This is a genomic window from Actinomadura violacea (assembly GCF_017573465.1).
Classification (GTDB): Bacteria; Actinomycetota; Actinomycetes; order Streptosporangiales; family Streptosporangiaceae; genus Spirillospora; species Spirillospora violacea.
Genome location: NZ_JAGEPF010000018.1, coordinates 235,663 through 253,761, shown reverse-complemented (window position 1 = coordinate 253,761; position 18,099 = coordinate 235,663). Strand labels below are relative to the sequence as shown.

General features: G+C 70.7%; 15 protein-coding genes. 8 read left to right on the top strand and 7 right to left on the bottom strand.

Features of this window, described 5'->3' with window-relative positions; all coding sequences use genetic code 11:
* Nucleotides 1-102: 102 nt before the first annotated feature.
* The 4 genes from J4709_RS29770 to J4709_RS29755 form a co-directional block, all read right to left on the bottom strand.
* The gene (locus J4709_RS29770) at nucleotides 103-282 is read right to left on the bottom strand and encodes a coenzyme F420-0:L-glutamate ligase (RefSeq protein WP_208245310.1); all 180 of its coding nucleotides are present in this window, start codon (nucleotides 280-282) and stop codon (nucleotides 103-105) included.
* Nucleotides 279-1,382 carry a glycosyltransferase family protein gene (locus J4709_RS29765; protein ID WP_208245308.1) on the bottom strand — a complete coding sequence of 368 codons (1,104 nt, stop codon included), beginning with the start codon at nucleotides 1,380-1,382 and terminating at the stop codon, nucleotides 279-281. The genes J4709_RS29770 and J4709_RS29765 overlap by 4 nt, the downstream gene beginning before the upstream one ends.
* The gene (locus J4709_RS29760; protein ID WP_208245306.1) at nucleotides 1,379-1,681 is read right to left on the bottom strand and encodes a hypothetical protein; all 303 of its coding nucleotides are present in this window, start codon (nucleotides 1,679-1,681) and stop codon (nucleotides 1,379-1,381) included. Before J4709_RS29760 ends, J4709_RS29765 begins: the two co-directional genes overlap by 4 nt.
* A 180-nt stretch (nucleotides 1,682-1,861) precedes the next feature.
* Entirely contained in the window at nucleotides 1,862-2,701 is an 840-nt protein-coding gene (locus J4709_RS29755; protein WP_208245336.1) for a glycosyltransferase family 2 protein, read from the bottom strand.
* A gap of 388 nt (nucleotides 2,702-3,089) precedes the next feature.
* On the opposite strand from J4709_RS29755, the gene J4709_RS29750 reads away from it, so the two are divergent.
* Nucleotides 3,090-3,932 carry an alpha/beta hydrolase gene (locus J4709_RS29750; RefSeq protein WP_208245304.1) on the top strand — a complete coding sequence of 281 codons (843 nt, stop codon included), beginning with the start codon at nucleotides 3,090-3,092 and terminating at the stop codon, nucleotides 3,930-3,932.
* On the opposite strand, the gene J4709_RS29745 is transcribed toward J4709_RS29750, so the two are convergent.
* Nucleotides 3,929-5,221, bottom strand: a complete 1,293-nt coding sequence (locus J4709_RS29745; RefSeq protein ID WP_269757445.1) for a helix-turn-helix domain-containing protein — start codon at nucleotides 5,219-5,221, stop codon at nucleotides 3,929-3,931. The genes J4709_RS29750 and J4709_RS29745 overlap by 4 nt on opposite strands.
* Nucleotides 5,222-5,358: 137 nt before the next feature.
* Here J4709_RS29745 and J4709_RS29740 point away from each other — a divergent pair, with 137 nt between their 5' ends.
* Genes J4709_RS29740 through cyaB form a run of 5 tightly spaced genes read left to right on the top strand, consistent with a single transcriptional unit; the run spans nucleotide 5,359 to nucleotide 10,984 of the window.
* Nucleotides 5,359-6,858, top strand: a complete 1,500-nt coding sequence (locus J4709_RS29740; protein ID WP_208245300.1) for a radical SAM protein — start codon at nucleotides 5,359-5,361, stop codon at nucleotides 6,856-6,858.
* Complete coding sequence (locus J4709_RS29735; protein ID WP_208245298.1) at nucleotides 6,855-8,906, top strand: B12-binding domain-containing radical SAM protein; 2,052 nt, start codon at nucleotides 6,855-6,857, stop codon at nucleotides 8,904-8,906. The genes J4709_RS29740 and J4709_RS29735 overlap by 4 nt, the downstream gene beginning before the upstream one ends.
* A complete protein-coding gene (locus J4709_RS55810) occupies nucleotides 8,896-9,765 on the top strand; it encodes a hypothetical protein (RefSeq protein ID WP_208245296.1) in 870 nt (289 codons plus the stop codon). Before J4709_RS29735 ends, J4709_RS55810 begins: the two co-directional genes overlap by 11 nt.
* Nucleotides 9,766-9,770: 5 nt before the next feature.
* Complete coding sequence (locus J4709_RS29725) at nucleotides 9,771-10,412, top strand: dTMP kinase (RefSeq protein ID WP_208245294.1); 642 nt, start codon at nucleotides 9,771-9,773, stop codon at nucleotides 10,410-10,412.
* Entirely contained in the window at nucleotides 10,409-10,984 is a 576-nt protein-coding gene (cyaB, locus tag J4709_RS29720; protein WP_208245292.1) for a class IV adenylate cyclase, read from the top strand. Before J4709_RS29725 ends, cyaB begins: the two co-directional genes overlap by 4 nt.
* Before the next feature lie 7 nt (nucleotides 10,985-10,991).
* On the opposite strand, the gene J4709_RS54980 is transcribed toward cyaB, so the two are convergent.
* Entirely contained in the window at nucleotides 10,992-11,444 is a 453-nt protein-coding gene (locus J4709_RS54980; RefSeq protein ID WP_208245281.1) for an NUDIX hydrolase, read from the bottom strand.
* A gap of 624 nt (nucleotides 11,445-12,068) precedes the next feature.
* On the opposite strand from J4709_RS54980, the gene fxlM reads away from it, so the two are divergent.
* Both fxlM and J4709_RS29705 read left to right on the top strand, forming a co-directional pair.
* Nucleotides 12,069-13,301 carry a methyltransferase, FxLD system gene (gene fxlM / locus J4709_RS29710; protein ID WP_208245279.1) on the top strand — a complete coding sequence of 411 codons (1,233 nt, stop codon included), beginning with the start codon at nucleotides 12,069-12,071 and terminating at the stop codon, nucleotides 13,299-13,301.
* 213 nt (nucleotides 13,302-13,514) lie between these two features.
* Nucleotides 13,515-16,592 carry a Tn3 family transposase gene (locus tag J4709_RS29705; protein ID WP_208245277.1) on the top strand — a complete coding sequence of 1,026 codons (3,078 nt, stop codon included), beginning with the start codon at nucleotides 13,515-13,517 and terminating at the stop codon, nucleotides 16,590-16,592.
* 51 nt (nucleotides 16,593-16,643) lie between these two features.
* On the opposite strand, the gene J4709_RS55805 is transcribed toward J4709_RS29705, so the two are convergent.
* Entirely contained in the window at nucleotides 16,644-18,095 is a 1,452-nt protein-coding gene (locus J4709_RS55805) for an ASCH domain-containing protein (RefSeq protein ID WP_307801628.1), read from the bottom strand.
* Nucleotides 18,096-18,099 lie beyond the last annotated feature (4 nt).

Sequence of the window (18,099 nt, the reverse complement as noted above, 5' to 3'; positions counted from 1 at the left end):
TCCAGAGAGGGAAGCGGATCTGACCGCTCATCAACGACCGCTGCCTCCAGACGGCCCGGTCCTCGACGGGCGTCCCGGGCTCCGTCCGAGGCAGGACCAAGCTCAACATGCTGACTTGACAGGGAAGGCCTTGCTGGCGACGACGACGATGTCGCCGTCCTGCAGCGCGGTGCCGGTTCGGGTGAGGACGTCGGTGATGGTCACCGCGAGGTCGTCACCCATCTGCAGCTCGGGGAACGGCTCGACCGCGAAGGCGGAGAAGCCGGAGGTCGGGGCGGTCATCTGCGGGCTCCTGCGGAAGTGAGGACGGCGTTGTGCAGGCGGGCGTGCGCGGCCGCGAGCTGGTCGGCTCGCGTGCTGGTGGTGGCGTGCTGTCCGCTGGTGAGCCAGTCGCGGACGTGCCGGGTGCAGTGCGGCCACAGGCGGCGGGCCGCGTCGGGCGCCGGCGTGCCGGAGGTGACGTCGTGCCAGGCGTCCGCGACGGGCAGCGGCCAGGCACTCTCATCGTAACCGTCGAGGCCTTCGCTGAGGTGTTCCAGCGTGGAGAGCATGGACCGAAGTCGGCCAGGTTCAATGTCCCGGTCGGCGGCCCGATACCGGGCGGGAGGCTGCTGCTGCGGAAGGCGCGGCGTGGTGGCGGCGGTGAGGTGGAGCAGTACGGGGACGGCTTGGTGGTAGATGTCCGGCAGGTGCGGGAACGACCCGGCGTGCTGTTTCGGGGTGTCGATCCGCACGGTGGCGACCGGCCCGCACGCGGCGGCCCTGAGGAGCAGGAACGCGTCGATGCCGTACCCGTCCACGCACGCCCCCAGCTCGGGAGGCAGCGCTCGGGCGGCGCGGCGGACGGCGGCCAGCGCCGCGCGGGAGATGGCGAGGTCACCGGCGAGCGGCTGCGGCACGTCGATGCCGGTGGCGGCGGCGATCAGCGGCCGGGCGAGGTGGTTGGTGAGGTTGGCCTCGTCCCAGAAGCGCGGGTAGTCGGCGATCGCCAGGGCCGCCCCGCCGGCGACCCGGTCCAGCAGTGCGCGGTAGACGCCGGGGTCGGGGTTGCGGGTGTCGGTGTCGGCGATCACCACCGCGGCGACATCCCGGCCGCTGGGGTGGGTGTCCAGGTGGTGGGCGGCGGCGAGGATCTGCGCGCCTTTCCCGCGCGGCAGGCCGGTCAGCGGCACCTTCGCCGCCCGCGTGCCGGTCGCGGCGAACCGGGCGGCGGTGTCGGGGGCGTCGGAGGAGTCGGCGTGGACGACGACCGCCCCACCAGGACATCCGGTGAGGACGGTGTCGGTGAGGGCCGTGTCAGTGAGGGCGGTGTCGACCGCGGCGGTGACGGCGGCGATGGTGGACGGCTCGTTGCGGCTCGGCAGGATCGCGGCGACGGTCATCGGGCGTCGGCCTCCTCGGCCAGCAGATCGGCTGCCGTCTCCGGGTCGGGGGCGGTCAGGTAGTCGAACCGGGAGCCGGCGAGCCGGCCGATCAGGTGGCTGCGCCAGCGGGCCAGCGCGGGGGTGTCGAGCGCCCACACCGGCCCGTACGGCACCGCTCCCACACCGCTGACCGGGGTCGGCACGCCGGAGATGTAGCGGGCGAGGAGCTCGTGGAGCCGGAGCTTCTCGTTCACCGCCAGCGGCACCGCGGCCGTCAGCGCCGCGGTGCGCAGGGCGGGGTGAACGACCAGCCGCACGACCCACCCAAGCGGCGCCGCCCCCGAGGTGAACGGGGCAAGGGGCCGCTGGGGTTTGGGGTCGAGCGGCCGGGCCGGGTCACGGACCGCGGCGGTCGGCTTGCCCGGCCACACCATCACGGCGAGGGCCTTGATGTCGCTGCCCGCCCACTCCAGCCGGCGCCGGTGCAGAAATGACCCTCACACCAGGGGCGGACGCCCCAGCCGGGTCATCCGCCATACCGTCCGCCACCGCATGGGCCGGCGTTCTCCGCAGTCGGAATGAAGCCCTTCCCAGAACCCGCCGAGCCACTTCATCAGGCCGGAAGCCGAACGGATCCGCAGCACGGTGAGGCCGATCCACACGCCGAGATAGACGGGGATCAAAAGCAGCGGCAGCCGCCGTCTGGCCAGCCAGACACGGTTGCGGGCGGTCATCCGGAAATACACCGCATGCCGAGCCGGGGACGTCTTCGGATGCTCAAGCACCAGGCTCGGCTCATAGATGATCTTCCATCCGGCATCCAGTGCACGCCACGCCATGTCGGTCTCTTCATGACAGAAAAAGAAGCGCTCTGGCCAGTCCCCGATCTGGTTGAGCATCGGCACCGACAGCACGTGCGCGCCGCCCAGGAACGCCGTCACCTGCCCCGCCCGCATCGGGTCGTCGGCGCGCAGGCGCGGAACATGCCGGCGTTGCGTTTCGCCCTGCTCGTCCGCGATCCGGAACGAGACGATCCCCAACTCGGGATCCGAGGCATAGAGCTGCTGGATCTTGCGGAAAACGTCGTCGGCGACGAGGAGCCCGTCATCATCCAGCTCCACGATCACATCGACTCGCCCGGACCCGCACAACAGTTTCAACCCGACGTTGCGGCCGCCGGGACAGCCCAGGTTCTCCTCGAGCGGGACCTTGACCACGTCCGCCGACACATCGTCCAGCGGGGTGGCGTTACCGATCAGCACCACCTGCTCCGGGGCCACGTCCTGCTTGGCCACCGACGCGAGCAGATCCGCAAGCTGCCGCGGGCGATCGCCCATGGTCACGATGACAACTCCGATACGCGGCGGTGTCACACAGCGCTCCAACAGTCGACGAGAGAGTGACGATCCTAGCCACGTTCAGCCTGCCGACACGCGCGTCTCCCATCCCGCATGTGACGTCGCGCGAAGGTGCGGGTACCGCTTCCCTTGGTGAACCCGGCCTCGGGCTCGGCTTCTAGCCCGCTCCACCAGCTGGTGTCAGGGCCAGTCGGCCAACCCCAGGTCTGGCCGCTGGTCTGTCTCGGTGAACCCCACATGCCGGGCGATGTCCTCGCGGTGCCCCTGCACCGCCTTCCTGTCTTAATGGCTGAAGTTGCCGGAAGGCGGGATCGCATGTGGCATCTGGGGGTTGACCGTTTCCGTACGCAACTCACAGGCTCGACTCATGTGTCTTTCGGAGAAGCAGGTTTCGTTCGCCAGCGTCGACGGGTTGGTGTTGAGGGGGACTCTGGTCGTCCCTGGTGAGGTTGTCGGTGCCGTTGTTCTGGTTCACGGCGGTGGCGTCACCCGGGAGGAAGGGGGGTTCTTCACACGGCTGGCCAGGGGTCTTGCTGAGGCGGGGTTGATGTCGTTGCGGTTCGACCTGCGGGCTCACGGCGAGTCCGAGGGACGGATGGAGGAGTTGACGCTGTCCGGCGCGGCGAACGACGTGCGGGCGGCATCGCAGTTCGTGCTCGGCGAGGCGGGCGAGGCCGGCGGGGAGCGGGTGGGGTTGATCGCGGCGTCGTTCGGTGGGGGGCTGGCGGTGCTCCATGCCGCCCGGTATCCGGGGATGGTGGAGCGGCTGGCCTTGATCAACCCCTTGTTGCACTATGAGCGCCGGTTCGTGGACCAAAAGCCGGAGCGTTGGCAAGGAGGATCCCTGTCGCCGCAGGCTGCCGTGGAGTTGGCCCGTGATGGCTTCTTGCCGCATTCGGCGGCGGTTCGGCACGGGCGGGCGATGCTGAACGAGGTGTTCCATGTGCGGCCGGACCGGCTGCTGGGCGAGGTGAGGGCTCCGACGCTGATCGTGCATGGGACGGCGGATACGTTCATTCCTCTTCAGTGGTCGCAGGAGGCGGCGCCTCAGTTCGGGCGGTCCGGTGCGGAACTGGTGGTGGTGGAAGGGATGCAGCACGGGGTGGCGATGCCAGACGATCCGAGGTATCTGCATCCGCAGACGCGGGCGTGGCAGGCGGAGACGATCGCCCGGTTCGCGGCCTTCTTCGGTGGTCGGGCGGATCGCTAGGAGACGATGGCTTGGCGGAGTTCGGCGACGCGCGGCCGTTGCCACTGCGGGCGCAGGTCCCCGGTCAGACGGATGAGCGCGGCGTGGGTGCGGGCTGAGCTGGTGTCGCGGGCGATCCTCAAAGCGGCGAGCCCGGTCCGTGCCGCGGCGTCGGCGTCTCCGGCGCGTGCCTGTGCGGCGGCCTTGAATGCCAGGTGGTAGCCGTAGTCGCGGCGGTCGAACACTCCGGGAGTCAGCCACTGCTCGTAGGCGGCGATCGCTTGGTCGGGGTGGCCGGTGAGCGTATGGGTGTGAGCGACCTGGACGTGGAAGGTGGCTTCGTCGTAGTGCGGGGAGAGGCTGACGGTGGCGATGTCGGCTTGGTCGAGGAGGTCGCGCGCATAGCCGAGGTGGCGGTGGATGGTGGGGGCGTCGGTGCCGAGCAGGGCGTGCCCGCGGGCGACCTGTTGAGCGGCCTCGGCCAAGACCTTGGCGGGCAGCTGCCACGGCCCGTCTTGGACGGCTTCGGCGAGGCTGAGCATCCGCAGTCCGTCGCGGGTGTCCCAGGCGGCCTGCGCCTTTTTGAGCAGCACGTACCCCTGCATCGGGAGGTCTGCGCCGGCTTGGGCCCACTCCATGGCGCGGTCGCGCCAGTATTCGGCGGGCTGCTCGGCGGCGAGGTCGCGGTAGAACCAGCCGGCGAGTTCGGCGGCGCGGGCGATGAGGCGCAGGAGGCGGGCCCGGACGTCTGGGCGGGCTTCGGCTGCGATCTTTTGGGCGGCAGCGATCAGGGCGAGGACATCGGGGACGGCGGCGGCCGGTCCGCGGGTGCGGTCCTGGGCGGCGATGGTGTCGAGCTGGGTGGTGAAGTAGGCGACGATGGTGGTGTCGGCGTAGCGGCGAGCGTTGTCGAGGGCGGCGGTGATGTGCTGGAGGTCGGCGACTCCGACGGCGGGCAGGCCCGCTCCGGCGGCCGCGGCGGTGACGCCGTGTTTGAGGAAGGCCCTTCGCAGCAGTGCGCTCACCTGCTCCCAGTCCTCATCAGCGGCCTCTGGTGAGCCTGCCCCGATCCGCTGGGGGCATTCGGTGAGGTAGCTCTCCTCGACCTGAAGGGCGGTGGCCAGGGCGGGCATCCATTCGGTCGGCCGGCGTTTGCCGGTTTCCCACCGTGAGATCTCCGGTTGGGAGACGGTGTAGATGCCGGTGATGACGGCCAAGCGGGCGGCCAGGTCGCCCTGGGTCATTCCAGCGGCTTTCCGGAGTCTTTTCAGCCGGTCCGGAAGCGGTTCGCGTTCGCTGCTGGGGGTCATCGACCACGGGTTTCGGTGTTGGTGGCGGTATGGCCTGCATATGGCCAGCGGGCTGGCCCTTCTTCTACATCGCGTCAGGGCGGAGATTCGTTGCGTTACCCGACCTGTTCCGGCGAGGCTGCGAAGGAAACCCGGTCATGGCTGTGGACACTCCTCGGACAAGCGATGCCCAGCAGGCGCTGACTGCCTTCGGTGAGCTGCTGGAGCGCCAGGGGCTGCGCACCCGGTTGGTCTCCACCAAGGACGGGCCGGCGGTTCGGTGTTGGGATCCCCGGCGCGGCGTGCACGTGCAGGAGATCGGCCACGACGGGGCGTGGCTCACCTGGCGCGCCCGGCGGCTGACATCGGAGACCTCGCGGGAGCGGGATCTGCAGGTGGGCGCCGGCCTTGTGGCGGCGCAAGCCCGCGGAGCCGATGTGGGGACGGTGCCGGCGTCGATGCCGGCGTCGATGCCGGCGTCGATGCCGGGAGCGGCGTGGGTGAAATTGGCGCTGCTGGCGCACGGTGTCGCCGTCGATGACTCCTTCACCGCATGGTTCGCCGGCGAAACAGCCGCGGTGCGGCGGCGCAACTTCTACAACTCCCCCGTCCACCACCACGACGCCGCGGCGCTGCCGCAGGAGATCCGGCTGCTGCACCCCGGGCAGGTTCCGGTGACGGTCGCGGTGAACGTCTACGGCGCAGGGGAATGGAGGCTGGTCCATGACGGGACGCAGCCCGCCGTCTGGTGCGAGCGGCTGGGCATCACGTGGCCGGTGGAGGTGCCGGCCGACCTGGGCAGCCTGCGCCAGGACCCGGACCTGGCGCAGCTGTGCAACCTGTACGGCGGGTCGGCGTTGTCGTTCTTCTCGCCGCGCTCCTGCTACTTCTTCAGCGACGGCACCCAATGCCGGTTCTGCTCGCTGGCGGGGACGGCAGCGCAGACCGCGTACGCCAATCGGCTGACCCCTGCGCAGGTCGGCGCCGCGGTGCAGGCGGTGCTGGCCGCCGACGGCGACCGGGTCAACCAGGTGATGATCGTCGGCGGGAACGAGCGCAACCTCGATCACGGGTTCCGGCGGCATGTGGAGCTGGCGCGTGCAGCGGCCGAGGCGGTCGCGGCGTCACCAGCGTCGGGCCGGGTGTCGGTGCATCTGGTGACGATGCCGCCCGCCGATCACGGGCTCATCGACGAGCTGGCCTCGGTGGGCGGGGTCCACGTCGGATTCAACCTGGAGGCGTGGAGCCGCAGCGCCTTTGAGCAGATTGCTCCCGGCAAGGCCGCCGACTACGGGCACGACCGGATCGTGGAGGCGCTGGGCAGGCTGGTGCAGGTGGTAGGAGCGTTCCGGGCCCATTCCATCCTCATCGCCGGCCTGGAACCGGCCGCCTCCACGCTGGAAGGCGCAGCAGCGCTGGCCGCGATGGGGGTGTCGCCGATCATCAACGCCTATCACTCCGACGTCCACTCCGCGCTGGGCCTGTCGGTGCGCCCCTCGTATGAGTCCTTGGTGCAGATCGCGGTGGGACTGTCGCAGCTGCACCGCAGGTATCCGATCCAGCCGTACTGGAAGGGCTGCGGCCGCAACGCCCTGGACTACGAGGCCTCGCACGGCATGTTCGCCGGCGGGCCGCTCGCGCTGGGCGGCGCGCGATGACGGTGGCCGAGCTGCTGCTTGAGGCGGCGCGCCGCCCCTTCCCATGGTGCGAGTTGGAGGACGAGGCCGCCAGGCTGTGGCCGGGTGCCCATCTGGGGGGTGATCCGCTGCGGCCGTATGCGGTCGCTGCGGCGCCGGACCGGGTCCGGGTGGTGGCCGTGCGGCGGGACGGGCTGCCGGACGCGCCGCTGGTCGCCGAGCTGCTGGAGGGTTCCTTCGGGCTGCCGACGATCGGGCAGGGCCCGCAGGCGCCGGCGCAGGGGCACCGTCCCGCGGCCGCGGTGTGGGAGGTGAGCGTTGCGGCATCCGAGGCGTTGGCGGGGCGGCTGAGGATGCCCGAGGTGCTGTTGATCGGGCTCGGTGACCGGGACCGGTACCGGGGAGCCCGGCTGCCGCTGGGGGTGGCGCGGTTGGCGTCATGGCTGCGCTGGACGCACGCGGGCCGGGTCACCGTCATCGATTACGCCCTCACCGACGGCGACCCTCTGGAATCGGTCCGGTGGGCCTTGACGACGAGCGCTCCGCAGGTGATCGGGGTCGGGGTGAACTTCGGTCAGTGGGGCATGCTGGCCGAGCTGGCTGAGATGGTGGAGGAGGTGACCGCCTCGTGGGAGCGGCCACCGGTGGTGGTGCTCGGCAACATCCTGGCGGCGTTCTCGCCGCACGAGGCCGCCCAGCCGTTCAAGGCCGCCTCGGCCGCCGGACGGCTGCTGGTAGCGACCGGCCTGGGTGAACGTCCCCTCCAAGCGCTCTGCCGGTCTTTGCAGCACCCCGCGGCCTGGGCCGGCATCCCCGGTCTCATCGACACGACGGGGCGGGGCAACGGCGGCGGCCCCGGGAAGGCTCCCGAGCTGGTCGCCCCCGACGATGCTCTGGTGCTGGCGGTGGCGCGGCGAGGCGGCCAGGTGTCCCTGGAGACATCGTTGGGCTGCCAGTACGGGGCCTGCACCTTTTGCCCGCGGAGCCATAAAGGCCACGAATGGGTCCGCACCGGCGGCCAGGCCTGCGTGGCGACCCTGGAACGGTGGTCGCAGCTGCCCGACGGGCCGCCGGCGTTGAGCGTGGTCGATGAGGAGTTCTTCGGCGCGGACGGTCTGATCGACCCCTCCCCCCTGTCCGACCGCGCCGCGCAGATCATGGCCGCCTGCCGCGATCTGCGCTTGCGCTATGAGATCTACACGCGGCTGGAGCAGCTGTTCGACCGGCGCCGGTCGCGGCGCTGGAACCTTTGCCGGGCCCGGCTGCTGGCTGAAGCCGCCCCGCACCTCGGGCGCCTGTTCGTCGGGGTCGAATCGGGCTCCCCCAGCCAACTGCGCCGCTACGGCAAGGGGCAGACGCTCACCCAGACCGTGGACGCACTCCAGGTGGCGAGCCATCTGGGCGTGCCGCTGGAGTTCGGATTCATCACCTTCGATCCGCTGCTGACAGCCCAGGAACTGGCCGAGAACCTGACCTTTCTGGCGCGCACCGATGTGATGTGCCAGCCCTCACCCGCCCCGCCCGCAGCGAGAGCGGCCGCCGTCGGCCGCTACCTCACCAGCGCGGAACTGCCCGCACGCGGCGAACCCCTCTACCAGCATGTGGCCTACATGGCGACCGAGCTGGAGGTCTTGGCCAACAGCAGGTACGCCGACAGCCTCCAGCGGCGGCATCCGGACCTGATCGACGGCTACGACTCGGCCTTCGCCCGCTACACCACCCGCTACACCGACCCGGCGATCGACGAGCTGGCCGGCTGGTGCCGGGTGTGGACCGAAGGCATGTTCGCACCGGTGTACCAGGCGCGGATGTCGATACGTTCCTCAGGACCCGGCCGCGCAGACCACGCTCAAACTCTCGTGCGGCGCTACCGCGACGCCACCTTCACTCTCCTGCTGGCCGTGACCGCCCGCCTGCTCCCCGCACTCGCGATCCCCGGCCCGCCGGGCGGCTGCGAACGCGCGCGGGCGCGCGACCCCCTGGCCCTGCTCACCCAGTTGTCGGCGCAGGTCCTCGGACAACCCATTTCGTTCGATCCGTCGCTGCGGGAGCGGCGGCGTGAACGCTGACACCCGCGGCGGCACCGCCGCAGCCCTGGGCGACCGCATCGTATGCGCCGGCACCCTGGCCAGCATCACCTGCTTCAACGTCAGCTCGCTGATCCTGGACGGCTACGGCGAGCAGACCGACACCACCAGCGTGCTCGGCAACGACGCAGTGATCACCGCGCGCATCCTGCACGCGCGCACCCTGCCGGCATCATGCCTGCTGCTGAACCCCACCACCGGTGACCTGGCCGCCTTGGCCGACGCAGAGCCGGGGCTGCCCGTGCAATCGGCGATGACCCGGCCCGGCGCGGTGACCACCTCGGCGGTCCTGCAAGCCGCGGACGGGCGCCGCTACTGGCTGCTGCCCCCCTCCCCGCCCCTGACCCGGCCCAGCGGCCTGCCCGCCCCACGGGCGCTGGCGGGCGCGCTGCTGTACCTCGACCTGTACGACGAACTGGAAGAAACCGTCCTCCCCTGGCTCACCGCCGCGCGCCCGTCCCTGGCGGGCCTGGTGGTGAACCTGTCCGGGTCGCGGCACCGCGCCAAAGCGACCCGGCTCGCCGCGCTGTCGCCCTCGCTGGTGCAAGCCTCACTCCCCCGCGCGGTGTCGGCGCAGGCCTTGGCGCAGGCGGCCGGGAAACTACGGGCGCTCACCGCGGCGCAGCACGTCATCGTGTCCGCCGGCCCGCACGGTTTCGCCCTCTGCGACCGCTGCGGCACCTACCAGCACACGCCGATCCGGCAGGTCAGCGGAGCGGCCCTCGGCGCCGGCGCCGCCTTATCGGCCGGTGCGTGCGCCGCCCTGCTGCACGGGCAACACGGCCACGACCTGGCCGACCACGCCGCCGCGAGCGTGACGGCCTACCTGGAAAGGACGTGATACCGGTGATCGTCTGTGTGGAAGGCGTGAACGGCTGCGGGAAGTCCACCCTGGCGGCCATCCTGGTCGACATGTGGACGCGCGGCCAAGCGGTCGCTCTGGATCCCGTGCAGCACACCCGGTTCGGCGGGGCCCTCCGCAGCGCCATCATGGCGGCCGAGTCCCTCGGCGCCGACGCCGAGACCCTCGCGTTCGCCTCAGCGCGGCTGCACACCGCCACCGCACTTGCCGGGCAGCGGTGCCCGCCCGCCCGCGAACTGGTGGTGCTGGAACGCTGGGCGGGCGCGGTCGTCGCCTACGGCACAGTCGCCGGCTCCTCACCCTTCCTGCTGCGCGCCCTGGAAGCCGCCCTGGCCGGCGCGCTGCCGGTGGACGTGACGGTGCTGGTGGACGTGCCCGGCGAGGTCGCGGCCGCCCGCCTGACCCAGCAGACCAGCACACAAGCCAACCGGTTCGAGACCCGCGGCAGCGCCTACCTGGAACGGGTGCGGCGCCAGTACCTGGCATGGGCGTCTCTGCGGCAGGTGCCGGTGATCAACGGTCTGCAGGACCTCCACACCATCGCCGGGCACGTCACCCGCCTCATCGAAACCACCGCCGCCGTCACCGATCCCGGCGGCGGCCACACCACGAAGGAGACCGCATGAAAAACACCGAGGTGGAACGCAAATACGCCGTCACCGACGGCCCGGCCCTGCGCGAGCGGCTGCTGGCGGCCGGAGCAGCCCGGCAAGGACACACCCGGCAGGTGGACGTGTACTACAACCACCCGGCCCGCGACTTCCTCGACGGCTACGCCGACGGCGCCCCGATCAGCGAGTGGCTTCGGCTCCGCGAGGACCACCACGGCCACCAGGCAGTGTCGGCGTCGATCAACTTCAAGCAGTGGCTCCCGCTCGGCGCAGCCGAAGCCACCCACGCCAACGAATTCGAATCGCAGATCACCGACAGGCAAGCAGTCGCCGCGCTCTTGGACGCGCTCGGCTTCACCACCCTGGTCACCGTCGACAAGCACCGCGAACGCTGGATGCTCGGCGATGTCGAGATCGCTATCGACGACGTCGCCGGCCTCGGCGCGTTCGTGGAGTTCGAATACAAGGGCGCCGGGGACCTCGACCAAGCCGACACGGCGATCACCGACGCGGTCAAGCAAGTCGGCGACGACCTGCTCGGTGAACGCGACCGCCGCGGATACCCCTACCTCCTCCTCACCCCCTGACCCCGCATCACCAGCCGCAGGCGCTGTAGCGCTCCCCCGCGGCCACGGCCGCGACGGCATCGGCGATGTATCCGATGACCGGCACCGGCACCTGATCCAGGCCAGCCGGGTCGGCCCACACCAGCCCCGCGCACTTGGCAGGCTCGGCGTTGACGACCTCGCCCACCCAAGTCGCGGCCGAGTAGAAGAAGCTGACCCGGCTGCCCGGCTCATCGACGCTGCGCCGGTGCATCACGTGAACGAACCTCAGATCGTCGGGCTGCACGACGATACCCAGTTCCTCCTTGGCCTCCCGGACGATTGCGGCGTCAGCGCTCTCCCCGGACTCCACATGACCGGACGGGAGCCCGGCGTGGCCGTCCATGTAGCCGGTGCCAGAACGGATCATCATCAGTATCCGCCCATCAGGGACGCTGAGGAGCAGATGCGTGTCCGCGATCAGCGGGGCAAGAGTTCTCACGCACGCCACCGTAGCGAGCACTAGGAGAACAACACCGCAAGACCACAACTCACACACGAACCCCGTGTGAGCGCCCTTGGTGAGGCGTGCCTCTCGGGCCTGGACCAACCCGGGGGGCCTTCCAATGAATGACCCGCTACCTGGACGCGGACCTGCTGCGCGCCCACTTCGCCGACCCCAGTCACGGTCCTGCATGATGCGCCACCGCCGACGGCCGGATCGGCGGACGGGCGCACAGCATCGTCGTCCCGGTGAGGTCGCACCCACGACCAGCACGGTGAGCTCGACCAGCACGGTGAACCTGACCGGCGACGTGAGCACGGTCGGCGCGCCCCCGCCCCCAGGCCCTCGCACAGGCTCGGGTTAGCGCTGCTGAACATCGAGCGCGACGACCCTTCACACCGCGGGCCGAGTGCTCGCCGAGGCCGTAGGCGGCGGAGTCAGTAGCGGCGCGAACGCGTGCCTGTTCCCCGGCCCCCGCCGGTGGAGGCCGGTAGGCCGCCGGCCGGCAGGCTCGGCCGACACGCCGGCTTCGACGACCCTGCCGAGCACGGCGCCCTTCATGAGCAGACCGCCGCCGTGTTCACCAGCGATCTCAAGCCGCCGAACCCTAACCTCAACGAGATGGAGACCACCATCACCACCACCGCCGACCCCGCCGAGCTCCGCGCCGCCATGGTGGCCCGGCTCACCCACGCCGGCTACCTGCGGACCCCGGCGACCATCCAGGCGTTCCGCGACGTCGAACGGCACACCTTCATCCCGGACGCCGACCCGCAGGCCGCCTACGCCGACGACGCCGTCGCGATCAAACACGACGCCAGCGGCGAGATGATCTCCTGCATCTCCGCGCCCTCCATCGTCGCCACCCAGCTCGAACAACTCGACGCCCAACCCGGCGACAACATCCTGGAGGCCGGGGCCGCGACCGGCTACAACGCCGCGCTCCTGGCCCGCCTGGTCACCCCCGACGGGCACATCTGGTCGCTGGACGTCGACCAGGACCTCGTCGCGAACGCCGCCGCCCGCCTGGCCGCGGCGGGCGCGCAGAACGTGACCGTGCTGCAGGCCGACGGCGCCGCCGGGCTCCCCGAGCACGGCCCCTACGACCGGATCCAGTTCACCGTCGGCGCCGCCGACGTCCCCACCGGCGTGCTCGCCCAGCTCGCCCCCGGCGGGCGGCTAGTCATCCCGATGCGGATCCGCGGCAGCATCTCCCGCTCGTTCGCCCTCGAACGCGACGGCGTCACCTGGCGAACCACCTCGTGCGAGATGGCCACGTTCGTCCCGCTCCGCAAAGGCGTCTGCGACGACGTCCGCACCCTGATCCCCCACGCCGGGGACGGCAACATCCGGCTGGAGACCTACAGCGAGCAGCACGTCGACCGCGAAGCGATGCGCACGATCCTGGACCAGCCCTCCCACAAGATCTACACCGGCGTGAAGTTCCGACAGGGCTCCACCTGGGAGTGGGTCTACCTGTGGCTGGCGTGCGTCCTGCCCAACGGCCTGTCCAGGATGCCCGGCCGGCGCCCCGGATTCACCCCGCACTTCGGCTGGGGCTCCATGGCCGCCCTGGACGCCGACAGCCTCGCCTACCTCACCGTCCGCGAAGGCGACGACACCGCCGGACGGTACTGGGAGATCGGCGCCATCGGCCACGGCCCGAGCGCCGCCGCCCTCACCGACCAGGTCGCCACCGAGATCACCGAGTGGAACCGCACCTACGGCAACAACGCGCCCGAGCCCGGCTTCCGCATGGCCACCGACCCCCACCGCGACCTGCTGAAGACCACCGACCCGCGGTTCCTCATCGACAAGCCCCTCAGCCGCCTCGCCGTTGATTGGGCGGCGTGACCAGGACCGCCTCGGCCATGCCGAACCCCGCGATCGCCGACCGAATCGGGGCTTGAGCAGCAACCGAACGGAAAACGGCGTTAGCGAGTCGGCTCGGGCGGAGTTACCGCCGTTGGCCGTTCGGATGCGGGTGGAGCGGACCAGCGGGCGAATCTTGTAACGGTTGAGTGACTCTGTGTCGTTCGTGTGTGGGTGTGCCCTACGTTGCGGCGTATGCCGGTTGAGTTCCTGACGGATGATGAGGCGGCGGCCTTCGGCCGGTACGCGGGGACCGTGTCGCAGGGTGATCTGGAGCGGGTGTTCTTCCTCGATGACGAGGACCGCGCCTTGGTGGAGCGTCGTCGCGGCGATCACATGAAGCTCGGGTTCAGCCTGCAGCTGGTGACCGTCCGGTGGCTGGGGACGTTTCTGGAGGATCCCCTTGATGTGCCGGTGGCGGTGCTGGACTTCGTCGCCGAGCAGCTCGTGGTGGCGGACTCCTCGCAGGTGAAGAGGTATACCGAGCGGGCCAAGACGAAGCTGGATCACCAGTGGGAGATCCGGCAGGCGTACGGGCTGATCGAGTTATCGGCGGCTGAGGCGGAGCTGCGGGCGTGGGTGGCGGCCCGGTCGTGGACGACGGGTGATGGTCCGAAGGCGATCTTCAACGACGCGGCGGGGTGGCTGCGGGAGCGGCAGGTGCTGCTTCCGGGGGTGAGCACGCTGGCGCGGCTGGTGGCCCAGGTCCGCGACGACACCACCAAGCGGCTGTGGGGTGTGCTGGAGGGCCTGCTGACGGTGGGGCAGCGGTACGTGCTGGATCAGCTGTTGGAGGTGGCGCCCGGGTCGCGGGTGTCGGATCTGGAACGGTGGCGCAAGGGTCCGGCGCCGCGCGGGTCGGGGCCGACGATGATCAAGGCGTTGGACCAGGTCGCTGAGGTGATGGGGCTGGGTACGGCCGAGCTCGGCGCCGAGGCGCTGGTGCCGCCGCGCCGGTTGGCGGAGCTGGCCAGGTACGGGATGAGCGCGGACGCGTCCCAGCTTCGTCGTCACCCTGACGGCCGCCGGCTGGCGACGCTGCTGGCCACGGTGCGGTTCCTGGAGGCCAAGTCGGTCGATGACACCTTGGAGTTGCTGGACCTGCTGATGGCCACCGAGCTGTTGAACAAGGCGCAGACGGCGGCGAACAAGGAGACGGTCCGCAAGCACCCCAAGCTCGCCAGATCCGCGGCCCGGCTGGCGGTCGCGGTGGAGGCGCTGTTCGACTCCGACGGGTGGGGCGGCGAAGACGAGGAGCCGCGGGTGGCGGAGGTGTGGGAGGCGATCGAGGCGATCGTGTCCCGTGCGGAGCTGCGGGCGGCGCTGGTGGTGGTCAGCGACAGCGTCCCGCCCGCTGATGCGGCCGACCCCGACGACTGGCGGTCTGAGCTGGTCGGCCGGTACACCACGGTGTCGGGGTTCTTGAAGCTGCTGCCCAGGGTGATCGAGTTCGGCGCGAACGCCGAGGGTTCTGCGATCCTCGCGGCGATGAAGGGGCTGCCGGACGTGCTGGCCTACCGCAGCCGGCTGACCGCCCCGCTGATCCCGGCGCGGACGATCGAGCATGGCGTGGTGAACGGGCCGTGGAAGCGGCTGGTGTTCGGTCACCCCGAGCATGAGGGCGGCGCGGTGAACCGGCACGCCTACACCTTCTGCGTGCTGGAGCAGTTCTACCGGGCCCTGAAGCGCCGGGAGATCTACGCCGACGCCTCGACCAAGTGGCGCAACCCGCAGGCCTCGCTGCTGGCCGGCCCGGCGTGGGAGGCGGTCCGGCCAGATGTGCTGACCACCCTGGGCCTGCCCGAGGATCCGGACGCGCTGCTGGCCGAGCACGCCGTGACGCTGGAGGCGGCCTACCGGCACGTCGGCGGCGGCCTGGCGGCCAACACCGAGGTGCGGGTGGACGATGCCGGGAAGATCCACCTCACCGGGGTGAAGGCGGTGGAGGAGCCGCCGTCGCTGGTGGACCTGCGCGACCGGACCACGGCGATGCTGCCGCGGGTCGATCTGCCCGAGGTCATCTTGGAGGTGATGTCGTGGGAGCCGGCGGTGGCGGAGGCGTTCACCGCGGTGTCGGGCGGCCGGTCCCGGCTGGAGGACCTGCCGATCTCGATCGCGGCGTGCCTGGCCGCGCATTCGATGAACGTCGGGTACCGGCCGATCGCCAAGCAGGGTGTGCCCGCGCTGGAGCGCTCACGGCTGTCGCACGTGTTCCAGAACTACTTCCGGCCCGAGACTCTCGCCCCGGCCAACCTTCCGCTGGTCGCCCGTCAGGCCAGGCTCGGGCTGGCGCGGGCGTGGGGCGGCGGGATGGTCGCCGCGGTCGACGGGATGCGGTTCATCGTCCCGGTCCCGGCCGCGTTCGCCCGCCCCAACCGCAAGTTCTTCGGATCGCGGCGCGGTATGACCTGGCTGAACGCCATGAACGATCAAGGGATCGGGCGGGGCGCGAAGGTCGTGTCCGGGACGATCCGCGACTCCCTGCACATGGTCGACGTCATCTTCGGCCTGGACGGCGGGGAACTGCCCGAGATCGTGGTCACCGACACCGGCTCCTACTCCGACGTGGTCTTCGGGCTGCTGGAACTGCTGGGCATCTCCTACCGGCCCGCGCTGGCCGACCTGCCCGATCAGAAGGGCTGGCGGATCAACGCCGACGCCGACTACGGGCCGCTGAACACCTTCGCCCGCGGCAAGATCGACCTGCGGAAGGTGCGGCGGAACTGGGAGGACATGCTGCGGGTGGTCGCCTCGATCTACACCGGCACCGTCCGCGCCTACGACGTGGTCACCATGCTGCAGCGCGACGGTCACCCCACGGCGCTCGGCGAGGCCTTCGCCGCCTACGGCCGGATCTTCAAGTCGCTGCACATCCTGGCCTACATCGACACCGACGAGACCTACCGGCGCGACATCAAGCACGTCCGCAACCTGCAGGAGGGCCGGCACGCCCTGGCCCGCAAGATCTGCCACGGCAAGAAGGGCGAGCTGTACCACCGCTATGAGCGGGGCCTGGAGAACCAGCTCGGCGTCCTCGGGCTGGTCTTGAACTGCGTCGTGCTGTGGACCACCGTCTACCTCGACGCGGCCGTCCGGCAGCTCAAGGCGCAGGGCTACCCGGTCCGTGACGAGGACATGGCCCGGCTCTCGCCGTTCGTGAACCGGCACCTGGGTGTCCACGGCGCCTACAGTTTCGTGCTGCCCGAGCTGGCGCCCGGCGCGATCCGTGACCTGCGCGACCCCGACGCCGCCGAGGACGACGACGAGCTGTGACACCTGGCGGGCGCCGGGACCGCATCGCGGCAGGTCAGGTGGCCGGACGGATCAGGTCGTGGGGCCGGTCACGAGCTCGATCTCGATGGCCAGCACCCCCAGGGCCTCCTTCTCGGGGCCGTAGATGCGGCGGATGTTGGCGAGTTGCTGGTCGCGGGGGCTGGCCGGGTTGACCTTGTCCGGGCCCTCGGTGTCCAGGAGTTCCTCGAAGGAGCCGTACCGGGCGACGCGCTTGACGCGGGTGAGGGCGTCGTCGCGTCCGCAGACGAAGCGGATGTAGTCGCCGGCGGCCAGGCGCCGCAGGTTGGGGTACTGCACCCGGACCTCGATCGTTTTCGTTCCTGCGGCGACGAGGTCGAAGTAGCGGCGGTAGAGGTTCATCTCGCGGGCCCGCAGGCCCGGTGTGGTGGCGGTCGGGCGTGCGGCCATGAGCTTGTCCAGTTCGGCAGTGGTGTAGGAGCGGTAGAAGTGCTTGGGGTCGGCGAGCATCCTGCCGACCAGCCAGACGAGGGCGTCGACGTAGGAGTCGGTGTCGCCCTCCCACGCGGTGACGTCCAGCATCCACGGGCGCGCGCCGGGCGGCGGGGCGACCTTACCCTCGCGGATCAGCGATTTCGACAGTTTCGCGCCGGTGTCGGTGAGCACCATCGGAGTGAAGACCCGGGGCGGCGGGGTCAGGCTGGGGAGCTGGGCGAAGGCCTCGTCGACGAGCTGGCAGCCGAACGCCCAGTCGCCGCCCTTGACCATCACCGACAAGGTGACGTGGTCGCGGGCGGCCAGGCGTTCCTTGACCAGGTTGCGGTACAGGGTGGCCAGGTCCAGGTAGGTGGTGGTGTCGGCGGTGACCGCCACCTCGTAGGGCCCGTGGTCGGTGCACACCGCGGCGAAGTCCGCGCCGCCGGACCCGGTGCGCAGCAGCTCGGTGCGCTCGGCGCGTTTCTCCGCCCACCCGCACTGCGGGCAGGGGAACCGCAGGTGGACCTGCCCGTGGGAGGGGGCCAGCGGCCAGCGGATCTGGTCGAGCCGCCCCAGGGTGGCCAGGAACTCGTGCCGGAACTCCGGGCTGGCCTGCTGGCTGGTGTAGGTCTCGACCTCGTAGTCGACGCCGGTGGCGTCGGCCAGGGAGTCGAACATGCTCCGGTAGTACTTGGCGACCAGGTCCTCGATCCGTTCAGCGCCGAGCGCGTGGAAGTAGGTCTGCTGGTAGGCGTGGTGGGTCTCGGGGTCGAGCTGCACGTCGTAGGGGGCGTTGTCCAGGGCGCCGAACCGGACCACGGTGTCGACGCCGAACGCGCGTTTGGTCTGCTTGGCCAGCAGGAACGCCGCCGTCTGCACCAGCGAGGTGCCCAGGTGCGGGGCGCCGTTGATCTGGGTGCCGACGCAGAACGCGACCCGGTCGGGGCCCATCGCCTGCAGGCGGGGCCGGACCATGTCCACCGAGCGGAGCATCGCGTTGGCCAGTACGTTGTTGGGGCTGATGATCTCCACGCTGTCGCCGTTCACGGGA